This window comes from Streptomyces sp. NPDC048623, from assembly GCF_040650755.1.
GTDB lineage: Bacteria > Actinomycetota > Actinomycetes > Streptomycetales > Streptomycetaceae > Streptomyces.
The window spans coordinates 209,519-233,901 of record NZ_JBEZHV010000005.1; the positions used below are offsets into that span (position 1 = coordinate 209,519).

Annotated in this window: 28 protein-coding genes and 1 riboswitch; of the genes, 15 read left to right on the forward strand and 13 right to left on the reverse strand. The window is 73.4% G+C overall.

Annotated elements, in window-relative coordinates; translation table 11 throughout:
* Positions 1-47 precede the first annotated feature (47 nt).
* The gene (locus tag AB0C73_RS09895) at positions 48-491 is read right to left on the reverse strand and encodes a MarR family transcriptional regulator (RefSeq protein WP_362526862.1); all 444 of its coding nucleotides are present in this window, start codon (positions 489-491) and stop codon (positions 48-50) included.
* A gap of 92 nt (positions 492-583) precedes the next feature.
* Here AB0C73_RS09895 and AB0C73_RS09900 point away from each other — a divergent pair, with 92 nt between their 5' ends.
* Positions 584-931 (forward strand): DoxX family protein, encoded by a 348-nt coding sequence (locus AB0C73_RS09900; protein ID WP_362526865.1) that lies wholly within the window; start codon positions 584-586, stop codon positions 929-931.
* A gap of 137 nt (positions 932-1,068) precedes the next feature.
* Here the strand turns inward: AB0C73_RS09900 and cobN are convergent, their stop codons facing one another.
* Positions 1,069-4,689, reverse strand: a complete 3,621-nt coding sequence (cobN, locus tag AB0C73_RS09905) for a cobaltochelatase subunit CobN (protein ID WP_362526868.1) — start codon at positions 4,687-4,689, stop codon at positions 1,069-1,071.
* A gap of 58 nt (positions 4,690-4,747) precedes the next feature.
* A riboswitch (cobalamin riboswitch) is annotated at positions 4,748-4,830 on the reverse strand.
* A gap of 126 nt (positions 4,831-4,956) precedes the next feature.
* Between cobN and AB0C73_RS09910 the strand changes: the two genes are divergently transcribed.
* Genes AB0C73_RS09910 through AB0C73_RS09920 form a run of 3 tightly spaced genes read left to right on the forward strand, consistent with a single transcriptional unit; the run spans position 4,957 to position 8,392 of the window.
* Positions 4,957-6,219, forward strand: coding sequence for a cobalamin biosynthesis protein CobG (locus tag AB0C73_RS09910; RefSeq protein ID WP_362527249.1), 1,263 nt, complete (start codon positions 4,957-4,959; stop codon positions 6,217-6,219).
* A complete protein-coding gene (locus AB0C73_RS09915; RefSeq protein WP_362526871.1) occupies positions 6,216-6,869 on the forward strand; it encodes a precorrin-8X methylmutase in 654 nt (217 codons plus the stop codon). Before AB0C73_RS09910 ends, AB0C73_RS09915 begins: the two co-directional genes overlap by 4 nt.
* Positions 6,866-8,392 (forward strand): precorrin-2 C(20)-methyltransferase, encoded by a 1,527-nt coding sequence (locus AB0C73_RS09920; protein ID WP_362526874.1) that lies wholly within the window; start codon positions 6,866-6,868, stop codon positions 8,390-8,392. Before AB0C73_RS09915 ends, AB0C73_RS09920 begins: the two co-directional genes overlap by 4 nt.
* Positions 8,393-8,461: 69 nt before the next feature.
* Here the strand turns inward: AB0C73_RS09920 and AB0C73_RS09925 are convergent, their stop codons facing one another.
* A complete protein-coding gene (locus tag AB0C73_RS09925) occupies positions 8,462-8,899 on the reverse strand; it encodes an SRPBCC family protein (protein ID WP_362526876.1) in 438 nt (145 codons plus the stop codon).
* 40 nt (positions 8,900-8,939) lie between these two features.
* Positions 8,940-9,671, reverse strand: coding sequence for a cobalt-precorrin-6A reductase (locus AB0C73_RS09930; protein WP_362526879.1), 732 nt, complete (start codon positions 9,669-9,671; stop codon positions 8,940-8,942).
* A gap of 21 nt (positions 9,672-9,692) precedes the next feature.
* On the opposite strand from AB0C73_RS09930, the gene AB0C73_RS09935 reads away from it, so the two are divergent.
* On the forward strand, positions 9,693-10,829 hold the full coding sequence (locus AB0C73_RS09935; protein ID WP_362526882.1) for a cobalt-precorrin-5B (C(1))-methyltransferase: 1,137 nt from the start codon (positions 9,693-9,695) through the stop codon (positions 10,827-10,829).
* 62 nt (positions 10,830-10,891) lie between these two features.
* Here the strand turns inward: AB0C73_RS09935 and AB0C73_RS09940 are convergent, their stop codons facing one another.
* Complete coding sequence (locus tag AB0C73_RS09940; protein WP_362526885.1) at positions 10,892-11,251, reverse strand: hypothetical protein; 360 nt, start codon at positions 11,249-11,251, stop codon at positions 10,892-10,894.
* Positions 11,248-11,727 (reverse strand): hypothetical protein, encoded by a 480-nt coding sequence (locus tag AB0C73_RS09945; protein WP_362526887.1) that lies wholly within the window; start codon positions 11,725-11,727, stop codon positions 11,248-11,250. The genes AB0C73_RS09940 and AB0C73_RS09945 overlap by 4 nt, the downstream gene beginning before the upstream one ends.
* A 165-nt stretch (positions 11,728-11,892) precedes the next feature.
* On the opposite strand from AB0C73_RS09945, the gene AB0C73_RS09950 reads away from it, so the two are divergent.
* Positions 11,893-12,450, forward strand: coding sequence for a GNAT family protein (locus tag AB0C73_RS09950; protein WP_362526890.1), 558 nt, complete (start codon positions 11,893-11,895; stop codon positions 12,448-12,450).
* Here the strand turns inward: AB0C73_RS09950 and AB0C73_RS09955 are convergent.
* The 4 genes from AB0C73_RS09955 to AB0C73_RS09970 all read right to left on the reverse strand — a co-directional run bounded on the left by AB0C73_RS09955 (position 12,437) and on the right by AB0C73_RS09970 (position 15,588).
* Positions 12,437-13,198 carry a hypothetical protein gene (locus AB0C73_RS09955; protein WP_362526893.1) on the reverse strand — a complete coding sequence of 254 codons (762 nt, stop codon included), beginning with the start codon at positions 13,196-13,198 and terminating at the stop codon, positions 12,437-12,439. The two genes, AB0C73_RS09950 and AB0C73_RS09955, sit on opposite strands and share 14 nt — an antisense overlap.
* A 215-nt stretch (positions 13,199-13,413) precedes the next feature.
* Positions 13,414-14,163, reverse strand: a complete 750-nt coding sequence (gene cobM / locus AB0C73_RS09960; RefSeq protein ID WP_362526895.1) for a precorrin-4 C(11)-methyltransferase — start codon at positions 14,161-14,163, stop codon at positions 13,414-13,416.
* Positions 14,160-15,404 (reverse strand): precorrin-6y C5,15-methyltransferase (decarboxylating) subunit CbiE, encoded by a 1,245-nt coding sequence (gene cbiE, locus AB0C73_RS09965; protein ID WP_362526898.1) that lies wholly within the window; start codon positions 15,402-15,404, stop codon positions 14,160-14,162. The genes cobM and cbiE overlap by 4 nt, the downstream gene beginning before the upstream one ends.
* 49 nt (positions 15,405-15,453) lie before the next feature.
* Positions 15,454-15,588, reverse strand: coding sequence for a DUF6126 family protein (locus AB0C73_RS09970; RefSeq protein ID WP_362526901.1), 135 nt, complete (start codon positions 15,586-15,588; stop codon positions 15,454-15,456).
* Between the two features lie 123 nt (positions 15,589-15,711).
* Between AB0C73_RS09970 and AB0C73_RS09975 the strand changes: the two genes are divergently transcribed.
* From AB0C73_RS09975 to AB0C73_RS09995, 5 genes are all read left to right on the forward strand, one after another.
* Complete coding sequence (locus AB0C73_RS09975; RefSeq protein WP_362526904.1) at positions 15,712-16,797, forward strand: LLM class flavin-dependent oxidoreductase; 1,086 nt, start codon at positions 15,712-15,714, stop codon at positions 16,795-16,797.
* A 6-nt stretch (positions 16,798-16,803) separates the two neighbouring features.
* The gene (locus tag AB0C73_RS09980) at positions 16,804-17,436 is read left to right on the forward strand and encodes an FMN reductase (RefSeq protein WP_362526906.1); all 633 of its coding nucleotides are present in this window, start codon (positions 16,804-16,806) and stop codon (positions 17,434-17,436) included.
* Between the two features lie 66 nt (positions 17,437-17,502).
* On the forward strand, positions 17,503-17,955 hold the full coding sequence (locus AB0C73_RS09985; RefSeq protein ID WP_362526908.1) for a universal stress protein: 453 nt from the start codon (positions 17,503-17,505) through the stop codon (positions 17,953-17,955).
* Between the two features lie 134 nt (positions 17,956-18,089).
* Complete coding sequence (locus AB0C73_RS09990; RefSeq protein ID WP_362526911.1) at positions 18,090-18,461, forward strand: VOC family protein; 372 nt, start codon at positions 18,090-18,092, stop codon at positions 18,459-18,461.
* Positions 18,462-18,543: 82 nt separating this feature from the next.
* The gene (locus AB0C73_RS09995; protein WP_362526914.1) at positions 18,544-19,080 is read left to right on the forward strand and encodes a hypothetical protein; all 537 of its coding nucleotides are present in this window, start codon (positions 18,544-18,546) and stop codon (positions 19,078-19,080) included.
* Here AB0C73_RS09995 and AB0C73_RS10000 read toward each other — a convergent pair.
* The 3 genes from AB0C73_RS10000 to AB0C73_RS10010 form a co-directional block, all read right to left on the reverse strand.
* Positions 19,038-19,454 carry a hypothetical protein gene (locus tag AB0C73_RS10000; RefSeq protein WP_362526916.1) on the reverse strand — a complete coding sequence of 139 codons (417 nt, stop codon included), beginning with the start codon at positions 19,452-19,454 and terminating at the stop codon, positions 19,038-19,040. The genes AB0C73_RS09995 and AB0C73_RS10000 overlap by 43 nt on opposite strands.
* A 120-nt stretch (positions 19,455-19,574) precedes the next feature.
* Complete coding sequence (locus tag AB0C73_RS10005; RefSeq protein ID WP_362526918.1) at positions 19,575-19,988, reverse strand: RidA family protein; 414 nt, start codon at positions 19,986-19,988, stop codon at positions 19,575-19,577.
* 91 nt (positions 19,989-20,079) lie between these two features.
* On the reverse strand, positions 20,080-20,592 hold the full coding sequence (locus tag AB0C73_RS10010; protein ID WP_362527252.1) for an Rrf2 family transcriptional regulator: 513 nt from the start codon (positions 20,590-20,592) through the stop codon (positions 20,080-20,082).
* A 97-nt stretch (positions 20,593-20,689) separates the two neighbouring features.
* On the opposite strand from AB0C73_RS10010, the gene AB0C73_RS10015 reads away from it, so the two are divergent.
* From AB0C73_RS10015 to AB0C73_RS10030, 4 genes are all read left to right on the forward strand, one after another.
* Positions 20,690-21,112 carry a hypothetical protein gene (locus AB0C73_RS10015; RefSeq protein WP_362526921.1) on the forward strand — a complete coding sequence of 141 codons (423 nt, stop codon included), beginning with the start codon at positions 20,690-20,692 and terminating at the stop codon, positions 21,110-21,112.
* Positions 21,109-21,552: a hypothetical protein gene (locus AB0C73_RS10020; protein ID WP_362526924.1), complete on the forward strand. Its 444-nt coding sequence runs from the start codon at positions 21,109-21,111 to the stop codon at positions 21,550-21,552. Before AB0C73_RS10015 ends, AB0C73_RS10020 begins: the two co-directional genes overlap by 4 nt.
* Positions 21,553-21,644: 92 nt before the next feature.
* Positions 21,645-21,881, forward strand: a complete 237-nt coding sequence (locus AB0C73_RS10025) for a DUF2630 family protein (protein ID WP_362526927.1) — start codon at positions 21,645-21,647, stop codon at positions 21,879-21,881.
* Between the two features lie 263 nt (positions 21,882-22,144).
* Complete coding sequence (locus AB0C73_RS10030; RefSeq protein ID WP_362526929.1) at positions 22,145-24,160, forward strand: FUSC family protein; 2,016 nt, start codon at positions 22,145-22,147, stop codon at positions 24,158-24,160.
* The last annotated feature ends 223 nt before the right edge of the window (positions 24,161-24,383 follow it).

The following is a 24,383-nucleotide window of genomic DNA, read 5'->3' on the forward strand; positions in this document are numbered from 1 at the left end:
CCCTGGCAGGGAAGGGTGTGGGTCGTCGGGGGGGGCGGGTCTGGCGACTACTCGCCACACTCGTGCGCGGCCGGATCCACCACGACACGGTCGAGCAGGCCGCGCAGCAGGGTCTGTTCGGCCTCGGTGAGGTCGCCGAAGAGCTCGCGCTCGGCCGCGCCCACCGCCTCGTCGATGCGCTCCAGAGCCTCCCGGCCGGCCGGGGTGATCTCCACGATGTGCCGCCGCCGGTCGGCCGGGTCACGGCGCCGCTCGCACAGCTCCGATGACTCCAACTCGTTGAGGATCGCGACGAGTTGACTGGGGTCGATCTCCATCGCGGCGGCCAGTTCGCGCTGGCTGGTGGCGCCGGGGGCGAGCCGCATCAGGGTCATCGCGGTGCGTGGGTGCAGCCCGGCGACGGCCAGGGCAGCGCGAATGCGCGCGCCGGTGAGCTCCCCGCGGAAGGAGAGGAGGAAGCCGAGGCGGTCGTTCGGGTGCGCAGCTGCCATGTCGTCCACCGTAACAGTGGCTCCATTGTGGACATCGAGAAACCATTGATATTCTTCAACAGTTGTCGTCCCCAGATCGTTGGAGTACCACCATGTTCATCGGCTACGTCATCGTCGCCGCGCTGCTCGCGCTCGCGTCCACCGCCTCCGCCCTTCTGACCTTCACCCGCAATCCGCAGGTCGTGAGCAGCATGGAGAAGGTGGGTGTGCCGGATTCCTGGCTGCCCTGGCTCGCGACCGCGAAGGCGGCCGGCGCGCTCGGCCTGCTCGCGGGCCTGGTCGTCCCGGCGCTCGGCGTGGCCGCCGCGGTGGGCCTGGTGCTCTACTTCGCCGGCGCGGTGATCTCCCACCTGCGTGTGAGGGACTTCAACGTGGCGCCGGTCATCGTCCTCGCGCTGCTCGCGGCGGCCGCGCTGGTGTTCCGCATAGCCTCCGCCTGAGCCCTCTCCCGTACAAGACGATACGTTCCGTCTCGCGTGCTGCTCCGGGCTGCCGCAGGGGGCAGGCGGCTGGCCGGTGCACCGCGTCCAGAGGGCGGTGCACCGTGTCCGGTGAGGCCGGGATCAGGCCCCGCGGGTCAGTCCTCGCCCTCCAGGTCGCCTTCCGTCTCCAGGAACACCTGGCGCAGCGCCGCCAGGGTCTCCGGGTCCGGCTTCTCCCACATGCCGCGGGACTCGGCCTCCAGGAGACGCTCGGCGATGCCGTGCAGGGCCCAGGGGTTGGCCTCCTTCAGGAAGGCCTGGTTGGCCGGGTCGAGGACGTACTCCTGGGTGAGCTTGTCGTACATCCAGTCGGCGACGACGCCCGTGGTGGCGTCGTAACCGAAGAGGTAGTCGACGGTCGCCGCGAGCTCGAACGCGCCCTTGTAGCCGTGGCGGCGCATCGCCTCGATCCAGCGCGGGTTGACCACGCGGGCGCGGAAGACGCGGGAGGTCTCCTCGACGAGGGTGCGGGTGCGGACGGTCTCGGGGCGGGTGGAGTCGCCGATGTACGCCTCCGGGGCCGTGCCGCGCAGCGCGCGCACGGTGGCCACCATGCCGCCGTGGTACTGGAAGTAGTCGTCCGAGTCGGCGATGTCGTGCTCTCGGGTGTCGGTGTTCTTCGCCGCGACCGCGATCCGCTTGTACGCCGACTCCATCTCCTCGCGCGCCGGGCGCCCTTCGAGCCCGCGCCCGTACGCGTAACCGCCCCACACCGTGTACACCTCGGCGAGGTCGGCGTCGGTGCGCCAGTCGCGCGAGTCGATCAGCTGGAGCAGACCCGCGCCGTACGTGCCCGGCCGGGAGCCGAAGATACGGGTGGTGGCGCGGCGTTCGTCGCCGTGCGCCGCCAGGTCGGCCTGGGCGTGGGCGCGGACGAAGTTGTCCTCGGCGGGCTCGTCCACGAGGCCCGCGACAAGCCGCACGGCGTCGTCGAGCAGCCCGATGACGTGCGGGAACGCATCGCGGAAGAAGCCGGAGATGCGCAGGGTCACGTCGATGCGGGGGCGGCCGAGTTCGGCGAGCGGGATGGGCTCCAGACCGTTCACACGCCGCGAGGCGTCGTCCCACAGCGGGCGCACGCCGAGCAGCGCGAGGGCCTCGGCGACGTCGTCGCCGGCGGTGCGCATCGCGCTCGTACCCCACAGGGAGAGGCCGACAGAGGTGGGCCACTCGCCGTTGTCCTCGCGGTAGCGGGTGAGGAGGGAGTCGGCGAGGGCCTGGCCGGTCTCCCAGGCGAGCCGGGACGGCACGGCCTTGGGGTCGACGGAGTAGAAGTTGCGGCCGGTCGGCAGCACGTTGACCAGGCCGCGCAGCGGCGAGCCGGAGGGGCCGGCCGGGACGAAGCCGCCGTTCAGGGCGTGGACGGCGTGGGCGAGTTCGTCGGTGGTGGCGGCGAGGCGCGGGACGACCTGGCGCGCGGCGAAGTACAGCACGTCGCGGACGTCGTGGCCGTACCCGTCGGTGACGTCCGGGATCGCGGCCTCGTCCCAGTCCGCGGCCTCCATCGCCTCGACCAGCTCGCGGGCCGTGGCCTCCACCTGGTCCGCGGTGGTCCGGGTCGCCGCCGACTCGTCGAGACCGAGGGCCTCGCGCAGACCGGGCAGGGCCTGCGTACCGCCCCAGATCTGGCGGGCGCGGAGGATGGAGAGGACCAGGTTGACCCGGGCCTCGCCGGTCGGCGCGCCGCCCAGGACATGCAGACCGTCGCGGATCTGGGCGTCCTTGACCTCGCACAGCCAGCCGTCGACGTGCAGCAGGAAGTCGTCGAAGCCGTCGTCCTCCGGGCGCTCCTGGAGCCCGAGGTCGTGGTCGAGCTTCGCGGCCTGGATCAGCGTCCAGATCTGGGCGCGGATGGCCGGCAGCTTCGCCGGGTCCATGCTGCTGATCTGCGCGTACTCGTCGAGCAGCTGCTCAAGGCGCGCGATGTCGCCGTACGAGTCGGCGCGCGCCATCGGCGGCACGAGGTGGTCGACGAGGGTCGCGTGCACCCGGCGCTTGGCCTGGGTGCCCTCGCCCGGGTCGTTGACCAGGAACGGGTAGATCAGCGGGATGTCACCGAGGGCCGCGTCCGGGCCGCAGGCGGCGGACAGACCGGCGTTCTTGCCGGGCAGCCATTCCAGGTTGCCGTGCTTGCCCAGGTGCACCATGGCGTCGGCGCCGAAGCCCCCGTCCTCCGCGCGGGCCGCGATCCAGCGGTAGGCCGCCAGGTAGTGGTGCGAGGGCGGCAGGTCGGGGTCGTGGTAGATCGCGATCGGGTTCTCGCCGAAGCCGCGCGGGGGCTGGATGAGCACGAGCAGGTTCCCCCGCCGGAGCGCGGCGAGGACGATGTCGCCGTCCGGATTCTGCGAGCGGTCGAGGAACATCTCGCCGGGTGCCGGGCCCCAGTGCTCCTCCACCCGCGCGCGCAGCTCGGCCGGGAGCTCGGCGTACCAGCGCTTGTAGTCGGCGGCCGGGATGCGGACCGGGTTGCGGGCCAGCTGCTCCTCCGTCAGCCAGTCCTGGTCGTGGCCGCCGGCCTCGATGAGCGCGTAGATCAGCTCGTCGCCGTCGCCGGAGACGAGGCCCGGGATGTCCTCGACGGGCCCGAAGTCGTAGCCCTCCTCACGCAGCCTGCGCAGCAGCGCGACCGCGGAGGCGGGGGTGTCGAGGCCGACCGCGTTGCCGATCCGCGAGTGCTTCGTCGGGTACGCGGAGAGGACGAGGGCCAGCCTCTTCTCGGCGTTCGGCACGTGCCGGAGGCGGGCGTGCCGTACGGCGATGCCGGCGGCCCGGGCGGCGCGCTCGGCGTCCGCCACGTACGCCGGGAGACCGTCCTCGTCGATCTCCTTGAAGGAGAACGGCACGGTGATGAGCCGCCCGTCGAACTCGGGCACGGCGACCTGGCTGGCGGCGTCCAGCGGCGACAGACCCTCGTCGTTCTCCTCCCAGGCGGCGCGGGAGCCGGTGAGGCACAGGGCCTGGAGGATCGGTACGTCGAGCGCGGCGAGCGCGCCCGCGTCCCACGCCTCCTCGTCGCCACCGGCCTGCGCTTCGGCGGGCTTGGTGCCGCCCGCGGCGAGGACGGTGGTGACGATCGCGTCGGCGGTACGGAGCTCGTCGAGCAGCGCGTCCTCGGGGGCGCGCAGGGAGGTGACGAACAGGGGCCTGGCCTGGGCGCCGTGCGCCTCGATCGCCTCGCAGAGGGCGCCGACGAAGGCGGTGTTGCCGCTCATGTGGTGGGCCCGGTAGTAGAGCACGGCGACGGTCGGGCCCTCGGTGCGGCCGGGCGTGCGGTCGAGCGGACCCCAGGTGGGGGCGGGCGCCGGGGCCTCGAAGCCGTGACCGGTGAGCAGCACGGTGTCGGAGAGGAACCGGGCGAGCTGGCCGAGGTTGTCCGGACCGCCGTGCGCGAGATACGCGTGCGCCTCGGTGGCGACACCGACCGGCACGGTGGAGGCGGCCATCAGCTGGGCGTCGGGCGCCTGTTCGCCGCTGAGCACGACGACCGGTTTTCCGGCGGCGAGGACCGTGTCCAGGCCCTCCTGCCAGGAGCGGACGCCGCCGAGGAGGCGTACGACGACGAGTTCGGCGCCGTCGAGAAGGCCGGGCAGATCGGCCAGGGGGAGCCGGGCGGGGTTGGCGTACCGCCACTCCACCCCCTCGCCCTCGTTCGCGGCGGTGTTCGCCGCACGGGCGCTGAGCAGGTCGGTGTCGGAGTGCGACAGCAGCAGGAGCATGGCGAGGCTCAGGCCCTTCCTCGGGGTGTCCGCGCCCCGGGTGGTCGTTGGACGGCGGGAGTTCCTGACTCACCGCCCCCGGGTCTCCCCGGGGCCGGCTCACAGTGGCGGGACCGCGCCGGATTCTCACCGGGCTTCCTCCCCGGGGCCCTGCGGCCCCATGCCGGTCTGCATCCTAGATCGTGCGGGCGAGGGGGTGGGGTGGTGCAGGAACGTAGGCCTGATCACACCGCCGAACGGCCCTCTGGCGGCCGGAGTGCCGTGGGTATGCTCGCCGCCATGCCCGCCACCCGACGCACCTCACCCGAACGACCCGAACGGGACGAACCGCTCGTACGGGACCGTGGCGACGCCTGCCCCGGGGCGTTGCGCCTGCATCGCGCCGACGACGGGTTTCTCGCCCGACTCCGGCTGCCCGGCGGCAGATTGACGTCTCATCAGGTCGAGGTCCTGGCCACCGCCGCCGAGGAGCTGGGCGACGGCGGGATCGGGATCACCTCGCGCGGGAACGCCGAGCTGCGGGGCCTCGGGGACGGGTGCGGGGCCGAACTGGCCGCCGTACTCGAACGGGCCGGGCTGCTGCCGTCCGCCACCCACGAGCGCGTGCGGAACATCGTCGCCTCACCGGCCGCCGGGCTCGACGGACTCGGTCACGGGGACGTGCAGTTGTGGGTGCGCGCGCTCGACACGCTGCTCTGCGCGACGCCCCGCGCCGCGTCCCTTTCGGGGCGTTTTCTGTTCGTCGTGGACGACGGACGCGGCGATGTCGCCGGGCTCGGCGGCGATGTGACCTTGCTCGCAGCGGAAGACGGCGACAGCGCGCTGCTGCGCTTCGCCGGGCACACCCTCCGGGTTCCCGCCGCCGACGCGCCGCATGCCGCGGTCGCCGCCGCGCTCGCCTTCCTCGACGCCGCCGCCGCGGCCGGCAACGGCGCCTGGCGGGTGCCCGAACTGCCCGCGGGTCACGCGCCGGACCCGGCCGCGGCCCTCGCGGCCGCGGGGATCGCCGCGGAGCCCGTACAAGATCCACAGACCCCGCAGGCCGCACCCCTCGCCCCCGCACCCCTCGCCCCCGGACCCCTGGGCGCCCGCGCCCTCTCCGTCCTCGCCCCGCTCGGACGCCTCACCGCCGCCCAGGCGCGCGCCCTGCTCCCCGCCGCCGAGGTCCGCCTCACCCCCTGGCGCGGAGTGGTCCTGGTCGAGCCCGCCGCCGGCCTCGCGACGCTCGCCGCGCACGGACTCGTCACCGCCCCCGACACCCCCGCGGCCGGTGTCACCGCCTGCACCGGCCGGCCCGGCTGCGCCAAGTCCCTCGCCGACGTACGGGCCGAGGCCCTGCGCGCCCCCGCCGGGCCGCTGCCCGTGCACTTCTCCGGGTGCGAGCGGCGGTGCGGGCACCCGCGCCCGGCCGGCACCTGGGTCGACGTCCTGGCGGCTGACGGCGGCGAGACCTACCTGGTGGACGGCGTGCCCACCCCCCGTACCTCCCTCCCCGCGGCCATAGCCACAGCCCGCACCACCACGAGATGAGCGAGAGCGACACGATGTTCGAGTACGAGAAGGACGGGGCGGAGATCTACCGCCGGTCCTTTGCCACGATCCGCGCCGAGGCGGACCTCGCGGGCCTGCCCGACGACGTCGCCACCGTCGCGGTGCGCATGATCCACGCGTGCGGCATGACCGACCTCGTCCGGGACCTCGCGTACTCCCCCGGCGTGGTCGCCGCCGCCCGCACCGCGCTGCGCGCCGGCGCGCCGATCCTGTGCGACGCGCAGATGGTCGCCAGCGGCGTCACCCGCAAGCGGCTGCCCGCTGCCAACGACGTGCTGTGCACCCTCTCCGACCCCGCCGTGCCCGGGCTCGCCGCCGAGCTGGGCACCACCCGCTCGGCCGCGGCGATGGAGTTGTGGCGGGACCGTCTGGAGGGCTCGGTCGTCGCCATCGGCAACGCGCCGACCGCGCTCTTCCACCTCCTGGAGATGATCGCGAAGGGCGCCGGGAAGCCGGCGGCCGTGCTCGGCATCCCGGTCGGTTTCATCGGCGCCGCCGAGTCCAAGGACGCCCTCGCCGCGAACGGACTCGGCCTGGAATACCTGGTGGTACGGGGCCGGCGCGGCGGCAGCGCCATGACGGCGGCCGCGCTCAACGCCCTCGCGCACGAAGCGGAGATCCAGAAGTGAGCACGCAAGGCACCGAAAAGGGCACCAAGGGCACCAAGGGCAGGCTCTACGGGGTCGGGCTCGGCCCCGGCGACCCGGACCTGATGACGGTCGCCGCCGTGAAGGCCATCGCGGGCGCCGACGTCATCGCGTACCACTCGGCCCGCCACGGGCGTTCCATCGCACGCTCCATCGCCGCCGAGCACCTCCGCGAGGACCACATCGAGGAGCGGCTGATGTACCCGCTCACCGTGGAGACCACCGACCACCCCGGCGGCTACCGCGGCGCGCTCGACGACTTCTACGAGGAGGCCGCGGCCCGCCTCGCCGCGCACCTCGACGCCGGCCGCACGGTCGCCGTCCTCGCCGAGGGCGACCCGCTGTTCTACGGCTCGTACCAGCACATGCACAAGCGGCTCGCGGACCGTTACGACACCACCGTCATCCCCGGTGTGACCTCCGTGAGCGCGGCCGCGGCGCGGCTCGGCGAGCCGCTGTGCGAGGCCGAGGAGGTCCTGACGATCGTCCCCGGCACCCTGCCGGAGGACGAGCTGACGGCCCGGCTCGCGGGCACCGACTCGGCGGTCGTGATGAAGCTCGGCCGCACGTTCCCGACCGTGAAGCGGGCCCTGGAGCGGGCCGGGCGGCTCGACGACGCGCGGTATGTGGAGCGGGCGTTCATGGCGGGCGAGCGCACCGGGCGCCTGACGGACGTGGACCCGGAGTCGGTCCCGTACTTCTCGGTCGCCGTGCTGCCCTCCCGTGTCGACGCCGTGGCCCCCGAGTCCCGGGAGACGGTCGGCGAGGTCGTCGTGGTCGGCACCGGCCCGGCCGGGGCGCCCTGGCTCACCCCGGAGTCGCGCGGCGCGCTCGTCAACGCCGACGACCTGGTCGGCTACACCACCTACCTCGACCGCGTCCCGGTCCTGCGGGCCTCCCAGCGGCGCCACGGCTCCGACAACAAGGTCGAGTCGGAGCGCGCCGAGTTCGCCCTCGACCTGGCCCGGCGCGGCCGGAGGGTCGCGGTCGTGTCCGGCGGCGACCCGGGCGTCTTCGCGATGGCCACGGCGGTCCTGGAGGTCGCCTCCGAACCGGCGTACGCCGACATCCCCGTACGGGTCCTCCCGGGCGTGACCGCCGCCAACGCCGCGGCCGCCGCCGCGGGCGCCCCGCTCGGCCACGACTACGCCACCATCTCCCTCTCCGACCGCCTCAAGCCCTGGGACGTCATCGCCCGCCGCGTCCGCGCCGCCGCCGAGGCCGACCTGGTCCTCGCCATCTACAACCCGGGCTCCAGGTCCCGTACGCACCAGGTGGCGGCGGCCCGCGAGCTGCTGCTCGAACTGCGCGCCCCGGAGACCCCGGTGGTCGTGGCACGCGACGTCGGCGGCCCCGAGCAGTCGGTGCGCATCCTCACCCTCAAGACCCTGGAACCCTCCGAGGTCGACATGCGCACCCTGCTGCTCATCGGCTCCTCGCAGACGCGGGTCACCGAACGCGCGGACGGCCGCACGATCGCATGGACCCCTCGGCGTTACGGCTGAACCGGCTTGCAGGTCGCGGCTGCCCGTGCCCCGAGCGGCCGCGACGGTTCGCTGTTCGACCTCAACCGTTCACCTGCGGTGTTCGACCACATCCTTGAAGTGCTCCAGGTCGGCCCGTACGACCCGTTCCATCGCGCTTGCCTGGGCTATACCGGTCTTCGGGCCGCCGATGTCGCCGCGGACCGCGTCCGGGTCGTACACGACCCGGGCCTGGACCTGGGTGTGGTCCGCGTCGACGGCCCGCAGGGAGAAGGACCCCGACAGCTTCCGGGGGTCCGCGGTCTCCCAGCGCATCGTGCGTTCCTGGCCACGGTCGGTATCGGTGATCGTGGCGTCGTACTCCCGGGTACGGCCCCGGTCGGTGCTCAGATGCGCTCCGCGGTCGCCGCGCGGCTCAGCGGAGCGCACGCCGTCGATGTACTGCGGATAGGTCTCGGGGCGATGGAGCACACCCCAGGCCTTGTCGATCGGTGCGTTGACGTCGATCTGTTCTTCGAGAGTGCTCATGACGCACCCCATTTCGGTGCGGGGAGTCGAGCCCGCACTCTCATCGTAGGTGCGTGGCGGCCCAGGAGGCGGCTTCCTCGGGGGTCGCGGCCGTGGGGACCCCCTCCGGTACGGGAGGACGGCGGACGACGACGACCGGGATGCCGGCCTCGCGGGCGGCCCGGAGCTTGGGGGCGGTCGCGGCGCCGCCGCTGTCCTTCGTGACGAGGACGTCGATCCGGTGACGGAGGATCAGCTCGCGCTCGCCGTCGAGGGTGAACGGGCCCCGGTCCAGGAGGACTTCGGTGCGGGCGGGCATCGGGGCGTCGGGCGCGTCGACGGAGCGGACGAGGAACCACTGGGGGCGGCCGGCGAAGGCGGCGAGCCCCATCCGCCCGGTGGTGAGGAAGACGCGGTCGCCCAGGCCGTCGAGGGCGGCGGCCGCGGCCTCCAGGGAGTCCACCGGGCGCCAGTCGTCCCCCTCCACCGGGACCCAGCCGGGACGGCGGAGCGCCAGCAGGGGAACATGGGCGGTGGCGGCCGCCCCGGCCGCGTTGAAACTGATCCGCTCGGCGAAGGGATGGGTGGCGTCGATGACCGCGTCCACGGCGTGCTCGCGCAGCCACGCGGCGAGCCCGTCCGGGCCGCCGAAGCCGCCGATCCGGACCTCCCCGGCGGGCAGCCGCGGGGCGGCGACCCGCCCGGCGAGCGAGCTGGTCACGCGCACGTCGTCGTGCAGCAGCCCGGCGAGGGCGCGGGCCTCGGTCGTCCCGCCGAGGATGAGTACGTGCATGGGAATCCTGGGGGTCCGTTCGTGAGTGCCGGCGGGCGTGCGGCCCAACTCAAGCACACCGGTCTGCGGCCCGGCTGGACGACCGGTGCCTGTGCGACGGCGGCGACGACCGCCGCGTACACGGCGCTGCTCACCGGCGAGTTCCCGGACCCGGTGACGATCACGCTGCCGAAGGGCCAGACGCCCGCCTTCGCGCTCGCCGTCGAGGCGACGGGGCCGGACTCGGCCACCGCGGGCGTGGTGAAGGACGCGGGCGACGACCCCGACGTCACCCACGGCGCGCTGATCCGCTCGACGGTACGGCTCCTGCCGCCGGGCTCGGGCGTCGTGTTCCGCGCGGGTCCCGGGGTCGGCACGGTCACCCTGCCCGGCCTGCCCCTCGACGTCGGCGAACCGGCGATCAACCCCGTGCCCCGCCAGATGATGCGCGAGCACGTGGCGGAGGTCGCGGCGGCGCACGGCGGCACGGGCGACGTCGAGATCACGGTCTCCGTCGACAACGGCGCCGAGATCGCCCGCTCCACCTGGAACCCGCGGATCGGCATCCTCGGCGGCCTGTCCATCCTCGGCACCACCGGCGTCGTCGTGCCCTACTCCTGCTCGGCCTGGATCGACTCCATCCGGCGCGGCGTGGACGTGGCCCGCGCGGGCGGCCTGACCCATGTCGCCGGCTGCACCGGCTCCACCTCCGAACGCACGGTCACCGAGCTGTACGACCTGCCGGAGATCGCCCTGCTCGACATGGGCGACTTCGCGGGCGCCGTCCTCAAGTACGTGCGCCGCCACCCGGTGGACCGGCTCACGATCTGCGGCGGCTTCGCCAAACTCTCCAAGCTCGCCGCCGGCCATCTCGACCTGCACTCGGCCCGCTCCCAGGTCGACAAACCCTTCCTCGCCGCCCTCGCCCGCACGGGCGGCGCGTCCGACGCCCTGGCGGCGCAGATCTCGGCCGCCAACACCGGCCTCGCCGCCCTCCGCCTCTGCGAGGCCGCCGCCGTCCCCCTCGGCGACCTCGTCGCCACCCGCGCCCGCGACGAGGCCCTCACGGTCCTCCGCGGCGCCCCGGTCGCGGTCGACGTCGTCTGCATCGACCGCGCGGGCACGGTGGTGGGCCGGTCGGAGGTGGCGGGGCCGGGCGGCTCCGCCGCGGGGGCGTGACGGTCCCCGCCACAGCGCACCCCGCATGGCACGGCCGCCCGGTTCCGCCGTCCGCCCGGCTGTCAGCGCCTGTCTGTGGCTCGCGGGTGCCCTGCACCCGCGAAGGTGATCCAGCAGGTCTCCCGGACGGTGTCGAGGAGGTACCAGATGCGGCCGCCGCCGGTCACCTCGATCTGCCACTGCTCGCAGGTCTGCCCGCGATGGGTGCCGTGCGCCAGACCGCCCTTGAGCCGGTGGTGCCGGGGTGTCTCGGTGGCGGGCCTGGGGGCGGTGCGCATGGTGATCCAGGCGCGGTAGGTGTTCTCGCGGGCCTGCTGGGCGAGGCTCTCCCAGCCCTTGGCCGAGGCCGCGTCGGCGAACCGGACTTCCCAGTGGCCCTCTGGTGCCGGAGGCGCGGCGCGGTCACCGCGGCCCGCCGTCACGCTACGTCCCGAGGGTCGGGTACCGGGCCGTAGTCTTCGCCGTGATCCCTGGTCAGTGCGGCCAGCAGCGCAGGGTCGGAGTAGACCTCGGCGGTGTGCTGCCAGGCGATCAGCAACTGAGCGACGGAGGCGCTGTTGCCGATGGAGTCGGCGGCGCGCATGGTGTCGACCAGTTCGATGGCGAAGGCGTGGAGATCGGGTTCGGGCAGGAACCGGACCCACGGGAACGCGTCCGGCAGTATGTCGAGGAGAAGTTCGATGCTGCCGGGCTCCCGGCGGGCCATCGCGACCAGCATCCGGGTGGCTGCCGACACCACGGTCTGGTCCTGCTCGGCCCGCGCTGCGGTGGTGAGGACCAGATCCTCGCCGTCTCTGCGGTGCAGGAGCAGTCTCGGCGATTCCTGGAGCCGGGCAAGCGTCTGCTTGTTCTTGTTCACCAGCTCGGAGAAGTTCACGGCTGCGCTCTCGGCATTCATGACTTTGAAAGTACTTCGAAACTCAACCGGGCGCCATCACCCGGAAGAGGGCCTGAAACGGCGGACCGGTCACCCACCTCGCGAACGGCCGGTTGCAGGCGGCTCGCCCGGGCCCGCCGCGAAAACCGGGGGACGTCGCACCCGGGTGCCCCGGAGAATGCCCGCATGACGACCGACTTCTCGTACAAGCCCACGCTCGACGGCGAACTCGTCACCCTCCGCCCCGTCACCGAGGACGACGTCCCCGCGCTCCTCCCCATGCTCCGGGACCCCGAGATCGGCCGCCTCACCGGCTCCCACGCCGACTTCGAGGAGCCCGCGCTGCGGAAGTGGTACGGGTCGCGGGGCGCGCAGAGCAACCGGCTCGACCTCGCCGTGGTGGAGCGGGCGACGGGGCGGGTGGTCGGTGAGGCGGTGCTGAACGACTGGGACCGGGCCAACGAGAGCTGCAACTTCCGGATCTGCCTCGCCCCGGACGCCCTCGGCCGCGGCCTCGGCACCGAGGCGACCCGGCTGATCGTCGGGTACGCCTTCGAGGCCGTGGGCCTCTACCGCGTCTCGCTGGAGGTCTACGCCTTCAACCCGCGCGCACGCCGCGCCTACGAGAAGGCCGGCTTCCGCGCGGAGGGCGTGCTGCGCGGGGCGCTGCTGTGGGAGGGGGAGCGGGTGGACGCGACGGTGATGGCGGCGCTGGCGCCGGAGTGGGGGGTCACTCGGGCCTGAGCGCCCTGCGGCGCGCGTGCTTGGCGTCGATCTCCGCGTGCTCGGCGCGCCCTGCGGCCCGCTCGGCCTCCGTGACCGGAGGGAACGGAAACTCCTCGTCCCGCGAATAGCCGATCTCCGCGATGTCCTCGGCGAGGTCGGCCAGTGACACGTCCGGGTTGAGCGCCGCCACGACCTCCCGCGTCAGCGGCTCCAGCGCCAGGACGTGGCGGACGGCCGCGGCGTCGACCTCCGTCTCGTAGTAGTCGGCGGCCCACTCCGCGTACGCCTCCGCCGAACGGTCCACGAGCAGCTCGAAGAGCCGGTCGGCACCGTCCGGCTCGCCGTCGCCCCGCCCGGCGGGGAAGTCGATGGTGCCGGCGCGCCAGGCGGGGTCGGCGGGGGCGCGCCAGAGGCAGGCGGTGACGGCCGGGGCCACCTCGCCGTCCTCGGGCTCGGAGACGTACGGCCGGAAGGCGTCCGGTACGGAGTCCAGGACGCCCGGCCACACCTCCGGGACGTCCGTGCGAGCCCAGGGGCTCATCGGCGCCTCGTGGGCGAAGCCCTCCACGTACGCGCCCGCCTCCGAGAAGACGATCCGGTACGCGTCGCCCTGACCGTCCCGCATCGAGGCCGTGTCCTCGGCGAACGAGTAGTACCGGTCCGCCCACTCCGGGCTCAGCACGGCCTCCAGCATCGCGAGCCCCCGGCAGTGGTCGCGCAGTTCCCCGATGCCCGGCAGCGCCCGGGCCACGTCGTAGACGGTCACAGGGACATTGAAGTGCAAGGCACCGACAGTCGGCCGATTCCGCATGCGGGCCCCCGCTCCCGACCCTAGGCTGGCCACGGCAGTGCCCTACCGACGTACCGAGAGGGAGACCCATGGCGAAGCGCGGCAACAAGAAGCGGGCCCGTAAGAAGAAGAAGGCGAACCACGGCAAGCGGCCGAACGCCTGATCCGGTCGTCCGGCCGCAGGGGCCGTCTCAGCAGGTGTGGCGGTCCCGGGCCGGGTCGTAGAGGTGGCTGTCGCGGAACTCCGCGGCCGCCAGCGTGCGGCCCACGACGATCACGGCGGTCTTCGTGATGCCCGCCGCCTTCACCTGCTCCGCGATGTCCTCCAGGGTGCCGCGCAGCACCACCTCGTCCGGCCGGCTCGCCATCGCGACGACGGCCGCCGGGCAGTCGAGCCCGTAGTGCGGCACGAGCTCCGCGACGATCCGGTCCACGTACCGCGCGCCGAGGTGCAGCACGAGCAGCGCGCCGCTGCGGCCCAGGGTGGCGAGGTCCTCGCCCTCCGGCATGGGGGTGGCCTGCTGGGCGATGCGGGTCAGGATGACGGTCTGGCCGACGGTCGGGACCGTCAGTTCGCGCTTCAGGGCCGCCGCCGCGGCGGCGAAGGCCGGGACGCCGGGCACGACCTCGTACGGGATGCCGGCCGCGTCGAGCCGCCGCATCTGCTCGGCCATCGCGCTGAACACGGACGGGTCGCCGGAGTGCAGCCGGGCCACGTCCAGGCCGGCCTCGTGGGCGGCGGCGATCTCGGCGACGATCTGGTCGAGGTCCATCCGCGCCGTGTCGACGAGCTTCGCGTCCGGCGGGCACTCGGCGAGCAGCTCGCGCGGCACGAGGGAGCCCGCGTACAGGCAGACACCGCACGTCGCGAGGGTGCGCGCGCCGCGCAGGGTGATCAGGTCGGCCGCGCCGGGGCCCGCGCCGATGAAGTGGACGGTCATTCCTGTGTACAACCCTTCGTTACGGACCACTGGGTGACCGGCATCGCCTGGCGCCAGCCGGTGAAGCCGCCCACGGGCACGGCGGCGGCGACCGCGAGCCGGATCAGTTCGCCGCCGTGGCGGCCGTACCACCGGGCGAGCAGCGCCTCGGACTCCAGCGTCACCGTGTTGGCGACGAGCCGCCCGCCCGCCGGGAGCGCGTCCCAGCAGGCGTCGAGCAGGCCGGGGGCGGTGAGCCCGCCGCCGATGAAGATCGCGTCGGGGACCGGAAGGCCGGCGAGCGCGGCGGGCGCGGGACCGGTGACGACCTTCAGGCCGGGTACGCCGAGGGCGGCCGCGTTACGGGAGATCCGCGCGGCCCGCTCCGCCGACTTCTCCACCGCGAGCGCCCGGCAGGCGCGGTGCGCCCGCATCCATTCGATGCCGATCGAGCCGGAGCCGCCGCCGACGTCCCAGAGGAGCTCGCCGGGCGCGGGCGCGAGCGCGGCGAGGGTCGCGGCGCGCACGTAGCGCTTGGTGAGCTGCCCGTCGTGCTCGTACGCCTCGTCCGGCAGGCCGGGCGTCAGGCCGAGCCGCGGGGCGGCGGCGTCCGGGTCGCGCACGCAGTCGAGCGCGAGGACGTGGAGGGCGTCGGTCCGCTCGTACGGCCAGTCGGCGGCGGTGCCGTCGAGGACCCGCTCGCGCGGGCCGCCGAGCTGCTCCAGGACCCGGATCCGGGTGCCGCCCCAGCCGCGCTCGCGCAGCAGCGCGGCGACCCGCGCGGGGCTCTCGGGCCCCTCGCCGAGGACGAGCAGGCGGCGCCCGTCGTGCAGGGCGGCGGTGAGCGCGTCGAGCGGGCGGGCGACGAGGGAGATCGTCTCGGTGCTCTCCAGGGGCCAGCCGAGGCGGGCGCAGGCGTACGAGACGGAGGACGGGTGCGGCAGGACGCGCAGCCGGCCGGGGCCGGCGATCTCGGTGAGGGTGCGGCCGATCCCGTAGAACATCGGGTCGCCGCTGGCCAGGACGGCGACGGCGCGGCCCTCGTGGGCGGCGAGCAGGCCGGGCACGGCGGGGCGCAGCGGGCTCGGCCAGGGAATCCGCTCGCCGGGGCACTCGGCGGCCGGGAGCAGGTCGAGCTGGCGGGGGCCGCCGATCAGCACGTCGGCGGCGCGGAGGGCGCGGCGGGAGGCCTCGGGGAGCCCGTCCCAGCCGTCGGCGCCGATACCGACGACCGATATCGCAGCGTTCACGTCGGCGTTCACGTCGGCGACTCTACGTGAGGGCCGCGGGTCCACCGCTATGCGGTGCGGGTCACTTCGGGGCGTGCTCGCCCACGTAGAAGAGCAGCCAGATGAAGCCCGCGAGGGCATGGGTCACGAAGACATAGATGAAGACACGGAGCATCACGCCCCGCTCTTTCCACCGTTCCAGATCGAAGTCCGCCATGCCCACCAGGGTACGGGCCCGGGAATACGACGCGGAGGTGCACCGTTGGGCGTGATGGTTTAACATTCAACCAACAGCCTCCAAGGCTCAAGCCGAGGCATCGAAAGGCGAGAGGTGAGCACGATGCAGTTCGGGATCTTCACCGTCGGCGACGTGACGGGCGACCCCACGACCGGCCGCACCCCCACCGAGCACGAGCGGATCAAGAACACCGTCGCCATCGCGCTCAAGGCGGAGGAGGTCGGTCTGGACGTCTTCGCGACCGGCGAGCACCACAACCCGCCGTTCGTGCCGTCCTCGCCGACCACCCTCCTCGGGCACATCGCGGCCCGCACGGAGAACCTGATCCTCTCCACGTCCACGACCCTGATCACCACCAACGACCCGGTGAAGATCGCCGAGGACTACGCGACCCTCCAGCACCTCGCCGACGGCCGCGTGGACCTGATGATGGGGCGCGGCAACACCGGCCCGGTCTACCCGTGGTTCGGGCAGGACATCCGCCAGGGCATGCCGCTCGCCATCGAGAACTACGCGCTCCTCCACAAGCTGTGGAGGGAGGACGTGGTCGACTGGGAGGGCAAGTTCCGCACCGCGCTCCAGGGCTTCACGGCCACCCCGCGCCCGCTCGACGGCGTCCCGCCGTTCGTCTGGCACGGCTCCATCCGCTCGCCCGAGATCGCGGAGCAGGCGGCGTACTACGGTGACGGCTTCTTCGCCAACCACATCTTCTGGCCGAAGCAGCACACCGAGAAGATGGTCCGGCTCTACCGCCAGCGGTACGCGCACTACGGGCACGGCACCCCCGAGCAGGCGATCGTCGGCCTCGGCGGCCAGGTCTTCATGCGGAAGAACTCGCAGGACGCGGTACGGGAGTTCCGCCCGTACTTCGACAACGCGCCGGTGTACGGCCACGGGCCGTCCCTGGAGGAGTTCAGCCGCGAGACCCCGCTGACCGTCGGCTCGCCGCAGGAGGTCATCGAACGGACCCTGTCCTTCCGCGACTACGTCGGCGACTACCAACGCCAGCTGTTCCTGATCGACCACGCCGGACTGCCCCTGAAGACCGTCCTGGAGCAGCTCGACATCCTCGGCGAGGAGGTCGTGCCGGTGCTGCGCAAGGAGTTCGAGAACCTGCGCCCGGCCGACGTCCCCACCACCGCCCCGCTCCACCCCGCCGTCCAGCGCACCCAGAAGCAGGAGGCATAAGCAGCCATGCGCACGTTGAAGCTGGTCGCCGTTTCCGCCGGACTCAGCAGCCCGTCCTCGACGCGGCTCCTCGCCGACCGGCTCCTCCAGGCCACCCGTTACCGGCTGGCCGAGCAGGAGTACGCGGTCGACGTGGAGGTGGTCGAACTGCGCGACCTGGCCGTCGACATCGCGAAGAACTTCGTCACCGGCTTCCCGTCCGGGAAGCTCCAGGAGGCGATCGACGCGGTGACGGGCGCGGACGGGGTCATCGCGGTGACGCCGGTGTTCACGGCCTCGTACAGCGGTCTGTTCAAGTCCTTCTTCGACCTGATCGACCCGGCGGCGCTGACCGGCACCCCGGTCCTCGTCGGCGCGACCGGCGGCACCGCCCGCCACTCGCTGGTCCTCGACCACGCCCTGCGCCCGCTCTTCGCCTACCTGCGCGCCCTCGTCGCCCCGACCGCCGTGTACGCGGCCTCGGAGGACTGGGGCACGGGCGGCGACGAGTACACGGAGGGCCTGCCGAACCGCATCAACCGGGCGGGCGGCGAGTTCGCGGAGCTCATCGCGGGCCGGCCGGAGCGGGCGGAGGAGACGGACGAGGTCGTCCCGTTCGAGCAGCAGTTGGCGGGTCTGGCCGACCTCCGCTTCGATTGATCGGTTTGTTACGTTGTGGGCAGAGCTTCACGACAAGCTTCGCGACGTACGAATCGGAGGTCGGCGATGACCGGCGGCAGGATCGTGGTGGGCGTGGACGGATCGGCACCTTCCCTGAAGGCGCTGAAGTGGGCGGCCGGGCAGGCCGCCCTCACCGGGGACAGTCTCCACGCGGTGATCGGCTGGGAGTTCCCCGCCTCCTGGGCGACCCTCATGCCGGGCGTCCCCCCGGAGTTCGACCCCGAACGCCTGGCCAAGCAGATTCTCGACGAGTCCCTGGCCAAGGCGCTCCCCCCGGAGACCGTCGCCACGGTCACCCGCACGATCGTCGGCGGCAACGCCGCCCAGGCCCTCATCGACCAGGCCGAGGGCGCGTCCCTCCTCGTGGTCGGCGCCCGCGGCTACAGCGGCTTCAAGGCCGCCGCCCTGGGCTCGGTCTCCTCGAACGTCACCCAGCACGCGCCGTGCCCGGTGGTGGTGGTCCGGGGCGAGGTGCCGGGCGTGGGGGACGCCGACTAGGGCCTGTCGGCGACGTCGGCGACGACACAGGCCACGTTCCGGCGCGCCCGACTCACGCGCCAGGGCGATCAGCGCGCGGGCCGTAGGGGAAGGTCAACGGGCGGGCCGGGGCCGGGCGGCACATGATGGCGGGCATGGACATCAAGCTCGAACTGATCGGCGTGCCCGTCAGCGACATCGACCGGGCCAAGGGCTTCTACGAGCAGGTCGGGTTCCATGCCGACCATGACGTGACCGTCAGCGAGGAGATCCGCTTCGTGCAGATGACCCCGCCCGGATCGGCCTGCTCGATCGCCTTCGGGAAGGGCATCACCGCGATGGAACCAGGGGTGTTGGACAACCTGCAGGTGGTCGTCGCCGACATCGAGGAGGCGCACGCGGACCTCACCGCGCGCGGTATCGCGGTGAGCGCGATCGACGACCAGCCGTGGGGCTCCTTCGTGTACTTCGCCGATCCGGACGGGAACCGCTGGGCCGTGCAGCAGACCGTCCCCCGCAACGGGTAGGAGTACGGCTCCGCCGCGCGGCGGAGGGGGAACGGACCGCGGGGCGACGCGGCAGGGCCGGGCTCGGCGGAACCCTGGGGGCATGCCGAAGACACCTGAGGTCGTCCCCGCCCCGCCCCGCTGGGCCGTGGTCGCCGCGCACGCCGTGCCCCTGCTCGTCCTGCCCGCCGGAGTGTGGCGGCTCGCGCTCGGGTTCGGGCTGCCGGTCGCCGAGAGTTCGCCGTATCTGGACGCCGAGCCGGTGACGCTCGCGTACATGATCGGGCTGACCGTGCTCGGCGAGGTGCTCGCCTACCTCACCCTCGGTCTGGTCCGGCCCTGGGGCGAGGTCTTCCTCGGGCGCCGGATCAACCCGCGGCTCGCGACCGGCGCGGCCCTCGCCGGGAGCGCCGGGCTGTTCCTGGCGGTCGGCTGGTCCGCGTACGCCGAGGTCGCGGGCCTGGGGGCCGGGGATCTCACCGTGCTCGACCCGGCCCAACAGGCCCTGTTCCTCGGCTGTTATCTGCCGCTCGCCGCCTGGCCGGTGCTCCTGGCGGCGGTGGCCGTCGCCTACTACCGACGGCGAGCCCTCGCCGATCAGTACGGCGCGGGGTGCCCGACGGCGTCCTCGTGGGTGTAGAAGGCGTAGAAGACGAAGGCGAACGTCGCCAGGCCGACGATCAGACCGACCATCGACGACGAGAACACGCTGTGGTCGGAGAGGCCCACGAGGAAGCCGATCGCGATGCCGGCGAGGGCGCCCCAGGCGACGGCCCGCACCTCGCGCCGCATCCGTCGGCCGTAACGGACCAGGACGTGGATGGCGACGGCCAGCACGACCGCGCTGATCAGACCGAGCCAGAACTGGCTCCAGGCCAGCGGTCCGCCGCGCCGGGCGATGACCGGGGCGTACAGGCCGTAGCTGATGCCGATGATGACGGGCAGTGCCCAACCGTGGGTGCTGAACTGCCTGCGGGCCTGCCTGCGGGCGGGGGCGGCTGCGTGTGCGGCCATGGCGGAGCTCCTTTCCCGCACGTTACGCACGGTGCGCACCTTGCGGTGCACCCTCCAGGGCACACCCCCGCCCCGCCCGCCGCAAGTGGATCAGCCCGCCGGCACCGGCCGGACGGCGGCCTACGGCCGGACGGCGACCGCGTCGATCTCGAAGAGCATCCCGGGGAGTGCAAGGGCCGCCACCCCGCTGAGCGTCTGGGCCGGCAGCCGGTCGCCGAAGGCGGCGTGGAGGGCCTTGCCGAGGACCTCCAGCTTGGCGAGGTCGTGCTCGACGATGTACGAGCCGAGCCGGACCACGTGCTCGAAGCCGAGGCCCGCGCCCGCGAGGGCGTGCCGGAGGTTGGCGAGGGAGAGGTCGACCTGGGCGGCGAAGTCGCCCGGGACGGGCGCGCCGGTGGCGTCGGAGGCGTACTGGCCGCCGATGAAGACGAGTTCGCCGGGCGCGGAGACGGCGTGGCTGTAGCCGAAGGGCGTCGGGTCGTGCAGGGTCGCGGGGTTGGTGATGGTGCGCCGGTCGGTGTGCTGAACGCTCATGACGTACGTACGTCCTTCCGTGAACACGACATTGGATGTCCAGAATCTGAAGCCGAGGCAGCCGCGGCAGCCGCGGCCCGACGGAACACCGTCAGGCCGTGGACGCGAACCAGCGGCGGATCCGCTCCGGCGCGCTCGGCGCCTGCCGTTCCGCCTGCGCGCGCACGTCGGCCAGGGTCCTGGCGGCCAGTTCGCGCCGCCAGGCCAGCTCGGCGCGGCCCATGGCCTCGGCGATCGCGCACTCGGCGCTCGGACGGCCCGTCGTCACCGCGCCGGGTCCCTGGCCGATGATCTCGGTGCAGCGGAACGCCTCGTCCGGGCCCTCGATCGCCACGACCACGTCCATCAACGTGATCCGGTCGAGCCCGCGGGCCAGCCGGAAGCCGCCCCGCGGCCCGGAGACCGAGCTGAGGATGCCGGCCCGGACCAGAGCCTGGAGCTGCTTGTTGAGGTAGGCCGTGGGCAGTTCGTGGTACGCCGCGAGTCGGGCCGCTGTGACCGCCCGCGGCCCGCCGCCCTCCCGGCCGTCCCGGCCGTCCCCGCCCTCGCCGATCCAGGCGAGGTTGAGGCAGCTGTGCATCGCCCACTCCACGCCCTCGTTCATCCTCATGGTTCTGGATGCTACATGTCCAGGATAGACCTGTCACCCGTACGGCCCAGCAGAAGGTTCGAAACCGAACAGACGCTCCCACGATGAGCCCATGAGCAAGAACACCGAATCTCCGCAGCAGTCGACCTCCGGCGCCTGGGCGTCCGGCGGCACCATGTTCGCCGGTGTCCTCATGCTGGTCACCGGCGTCCTGGACATCCTCCAGGGCATCGCCGGCATCGCCGAGGACGACATCTACACGCGCGTCGGCGACTACGTCTTCAAGTTCGACCTGACGTCCTGGGGCTGGATCCACCTCTGCCTCGGCGTGGTCGTCACCATCGCCGGTGCCGGCATCCTCAAGGGCGCCGAGTGGGGCCGCATCGCGGGTATCGCCCTCGCCTCGCTGAACATCGTGGCGCAGTTCCTGTTCCTGCCGTACCAGCCGTGGTGGGCGCTGTTCTCCATGGCGGTGTCCGTCTTCGTCATCTGGGCGCTGGCGGCGGACAAGGACTACGGACGTGAGTCCTGGTGAGCCGCCGCCGCACGGCCCCCGCCGCCGCGCTCCTCGCCCTGGCCGCGTTCGGGCCGGTCGCCCTGACCGGCTGTGACGAGGCCAAGGAGGCGGCCGGCGGGATCGTCTCCTCCGCCACCGCCGCCGTGGCCTCGGCCGCGCAGGAGAAGATGGCCGAGGTCAAGGACGGGATCAACGCGACCGGCGACGTGAAGGCCGGGCCGACGTCCACGGACGGGGACCGGACGGTCGCCGAGATCACCGCGACCAACCCCACGGACAAGACCGCCGACTACACCGTCATGGTCAACTTCCGTGACGCGGACGGGAACTTCCTCGACTCCGTCGTCCTGAACATCGACGGCGTCGAGGCCGGCAAGTCCAAGAGCGGCACCGCCCGCAGCAACCGCACCCTCTCCGGGGCCACCCAGGCCCAGATCGCCCAGGCCCTGCGGCACTGAGCTCCTCGGCCTGCCTGCCTGCCTGCCTCGGAAGCACCGATCGGCGCCCGTCCGCCTCGCGGACCGGGCGCCGATCGGCCACGCTGGAGGGCATGGAGAACGACGAGATCCTCGAGAACATCGGCTCCCTCGTCGAGGAGGAGCGCGCCCTGCGGCAGCGCACCGGTGGCCTCCGCGACGAGGAACGCTCCCGGCTCGCCGAACTGGAGGTCCAGCTCGACCAGTGCTGGGACCTGCTGCGCCAGCGGCGCGCCAAGACCGAGTTCGGCGAGAACCCGGACACCGCGGCCGTCCGCCCGGCAGCCGAGGTCGAGGGCTACCGCAGCTGACCCGCGACGCCCCGCGACGGCCCGGCCTGCGGGGGTCTGCGGCGGCCCGCAGGCATCCGGCCCGCAGCGGCCTGCAGGTGTCCGGCCCGTCGCCGCCTGCGGCAGCCCACAGGCATCCGGCCCGCGGCAGCCCGGGCCGGCTCGCGAGCGTCACGACCACGGCGGCCCGCAGGGGTCCGGCCCGTCGCCGCCTGCGCCCCGCCACCACCCACACCCCCGCTACCGCCTGCGCTTTCGCCCCCGCCCCGCCGTACGTTTGACGCATGCCGACATCCGCACGGGAGCCCGCCGAACAAAGGCCGTCCGACCAGCAGCGACCGTCCCCCCGGCTGTCCCCGCCCGCCTGGCTGACCGCCGGGCTGCGGCCCCAGCCCACCCCCGTGCCCTGGCCGGCCGTCGGCCGTGCCTCGATCGCGCTCGCCGCGCCGCTCGCCGCCGGGTTCGCGGCCGGACAGCCGACCTACGGCGCGCTCGTGTCGATGGGCGCCCTCTCCGGCGTCATCGGCGACACCGCCGACGCGTACCGGATGCGGGTCTTCAACATCGCCGTACCGCAGCTCTTCGGCGCCCTCGGCGTCACCCTCGGCACCCTCGTGTACGGCCACGGCTGGCTCGCCGTCGCCGCGCTCACCCTCGTCGCGCTCGTCTCCGGGATGATCTCGTCGATCGGCGCCGTCGCCTCCGTCTCCGGCCTGCTGCTCCTGCTCAACGCGGTCGTCGGCGCCGGTCTGCCGATGCCCGACCCCTGGTGGAGACCGCCGCTGCTGCTCGTCCTCGGCGGGGTCGTCGTGCTCGCCCTCACCCTCCTCGGCTGGCCGCTGCGCGGCAGCGCGCCCGAGCGGACGTCGGTCGCCAGGACCTACCGGGCGGTCGCCGAACTCTTCGAGGCCGCCGGCACCGACACGTACGACGAACGCCGGCAGGCGGTCACCGACTCCCTCAACCAGTCCTACGACCTGGTGCTCGCCCGCCGCGCCCGGCACCACGGCCGCGCGCCCACCCTGGTGCGGCTGCTCGCCCAGCTCAACGTGCTCATCCCGCTCCTGGAGGCCGCGCCCGCCGCCCACCTCGCGGCCCGCCGCTTCCACCGGCCGCTGCCCCCGGAGATCCCGGCCGCCGTGCGCGAACTCGCCGACACCGTGGAGCACGGCCGCACCGGCGCCCCCGCCCTGCGTCTGCCCGAGGCCCGCCGCCCCTCCGAGAAGGCCGTCGACGTGGCCCTGCGGCACGCCGCGCGCGTCGTCCACCAGGCCGAGCCCAAGCCCTACAACGTCGACGACCGGCTCGGCCGGCCCGCCGCCCTGCGCGTACGGATCCGGCGCACCGCCCGCAACGTGCTGGTCTCCGGCGCCTCCTGGCGCTACGGCCTGCGGCTCGCCCTCTGCATCGGGCTCGCCCAGTCGCTGGTGTCGCTGATCGCCGTGCCCCGCTCGTACTGGGTCGCGCTCACCGTCACCTTCGTGATGAAGCCGGACTTCGGCTCGGTGTTCTCGCGCGCGGTGCTGCGCGCCCTCGGCACGGCCGCCGGGCTCGTCGTCGCCGCGCCGCTGCTCGCGTCGGTGCCGCGCGGGTGGTGGGACGTGCCGGTGATGATGGTGCTCGCCGCGCTCATCCCCGCGTTCTCCGCGAAGGGGTACGCCTTCCAGACCGCCGCCATCACCCCGGTCATCCTGCTGCTGTCCGACCTGCTCAACCACGAGGGCTCCCACCTGGTGCTCCCCCGGCTCTACGACTCCCTCATCGGCTGCGGCATCGCGCTGCTCGCCGGCTATCTGCTGTGGCCGGAGTCCTGGCACACCCGGGTCGCGGACCGGCTCGCCGACGCGGTCGAGGACACCGCCTCGTACGTGACCCTCGCCTTCGCCCGCGCCTACGGCTCCGACGAGCAGGAGAACCCGGCGGCGCGGCAGCGGGCCCGGCGCAAGCTGTACCGGGACATGTCGTCCGTACGCTCGGAGTTCCAGCGCGCGCTGACCGAACCGCCGCCCGCCGGGGACCTGGCCGCCGCGTGGTGGCCGCTGGCCATCGCCGTCGAACGGATCGTGGACGCCACGACCGCCGCCCGCATCCGCGTCGCCCACGGCGCGGCGCCGCCCGAACCGGCCGAGGTGACCGCCGTGGAACGCCAGTTGCGGGAACTGGCCGACGGGCTGCGCTCCAGCAGCGTGCTCGTGGAGGTACGGGCGGACCTCGGCGGCGACGAGGAAGGCGTCCTCGCCCCGCTCCGGCAGGAGGTCCGCGCGGCCCGCGCCATCGCGACCCCGGACCGCGAGCGATAGCCGGAAAGTGGGATCTTCCGCGCCGCCCGCGCCGTAAACCCGGCCAAAGGGGCGTACGGAAGCAGTTACCGGCGGTTGCGGAACCGAACCCTCCCACCGCCGTTACCCGAACTCACGAGTACGACTACGATGCGCTCGAATTCACCGTGATCCGCGTCCCTTTCCGGCCACGAGCGACCTGGTGGCACGGTCATGGCCACCTTCACCCCGTCCTGCGTTCCGC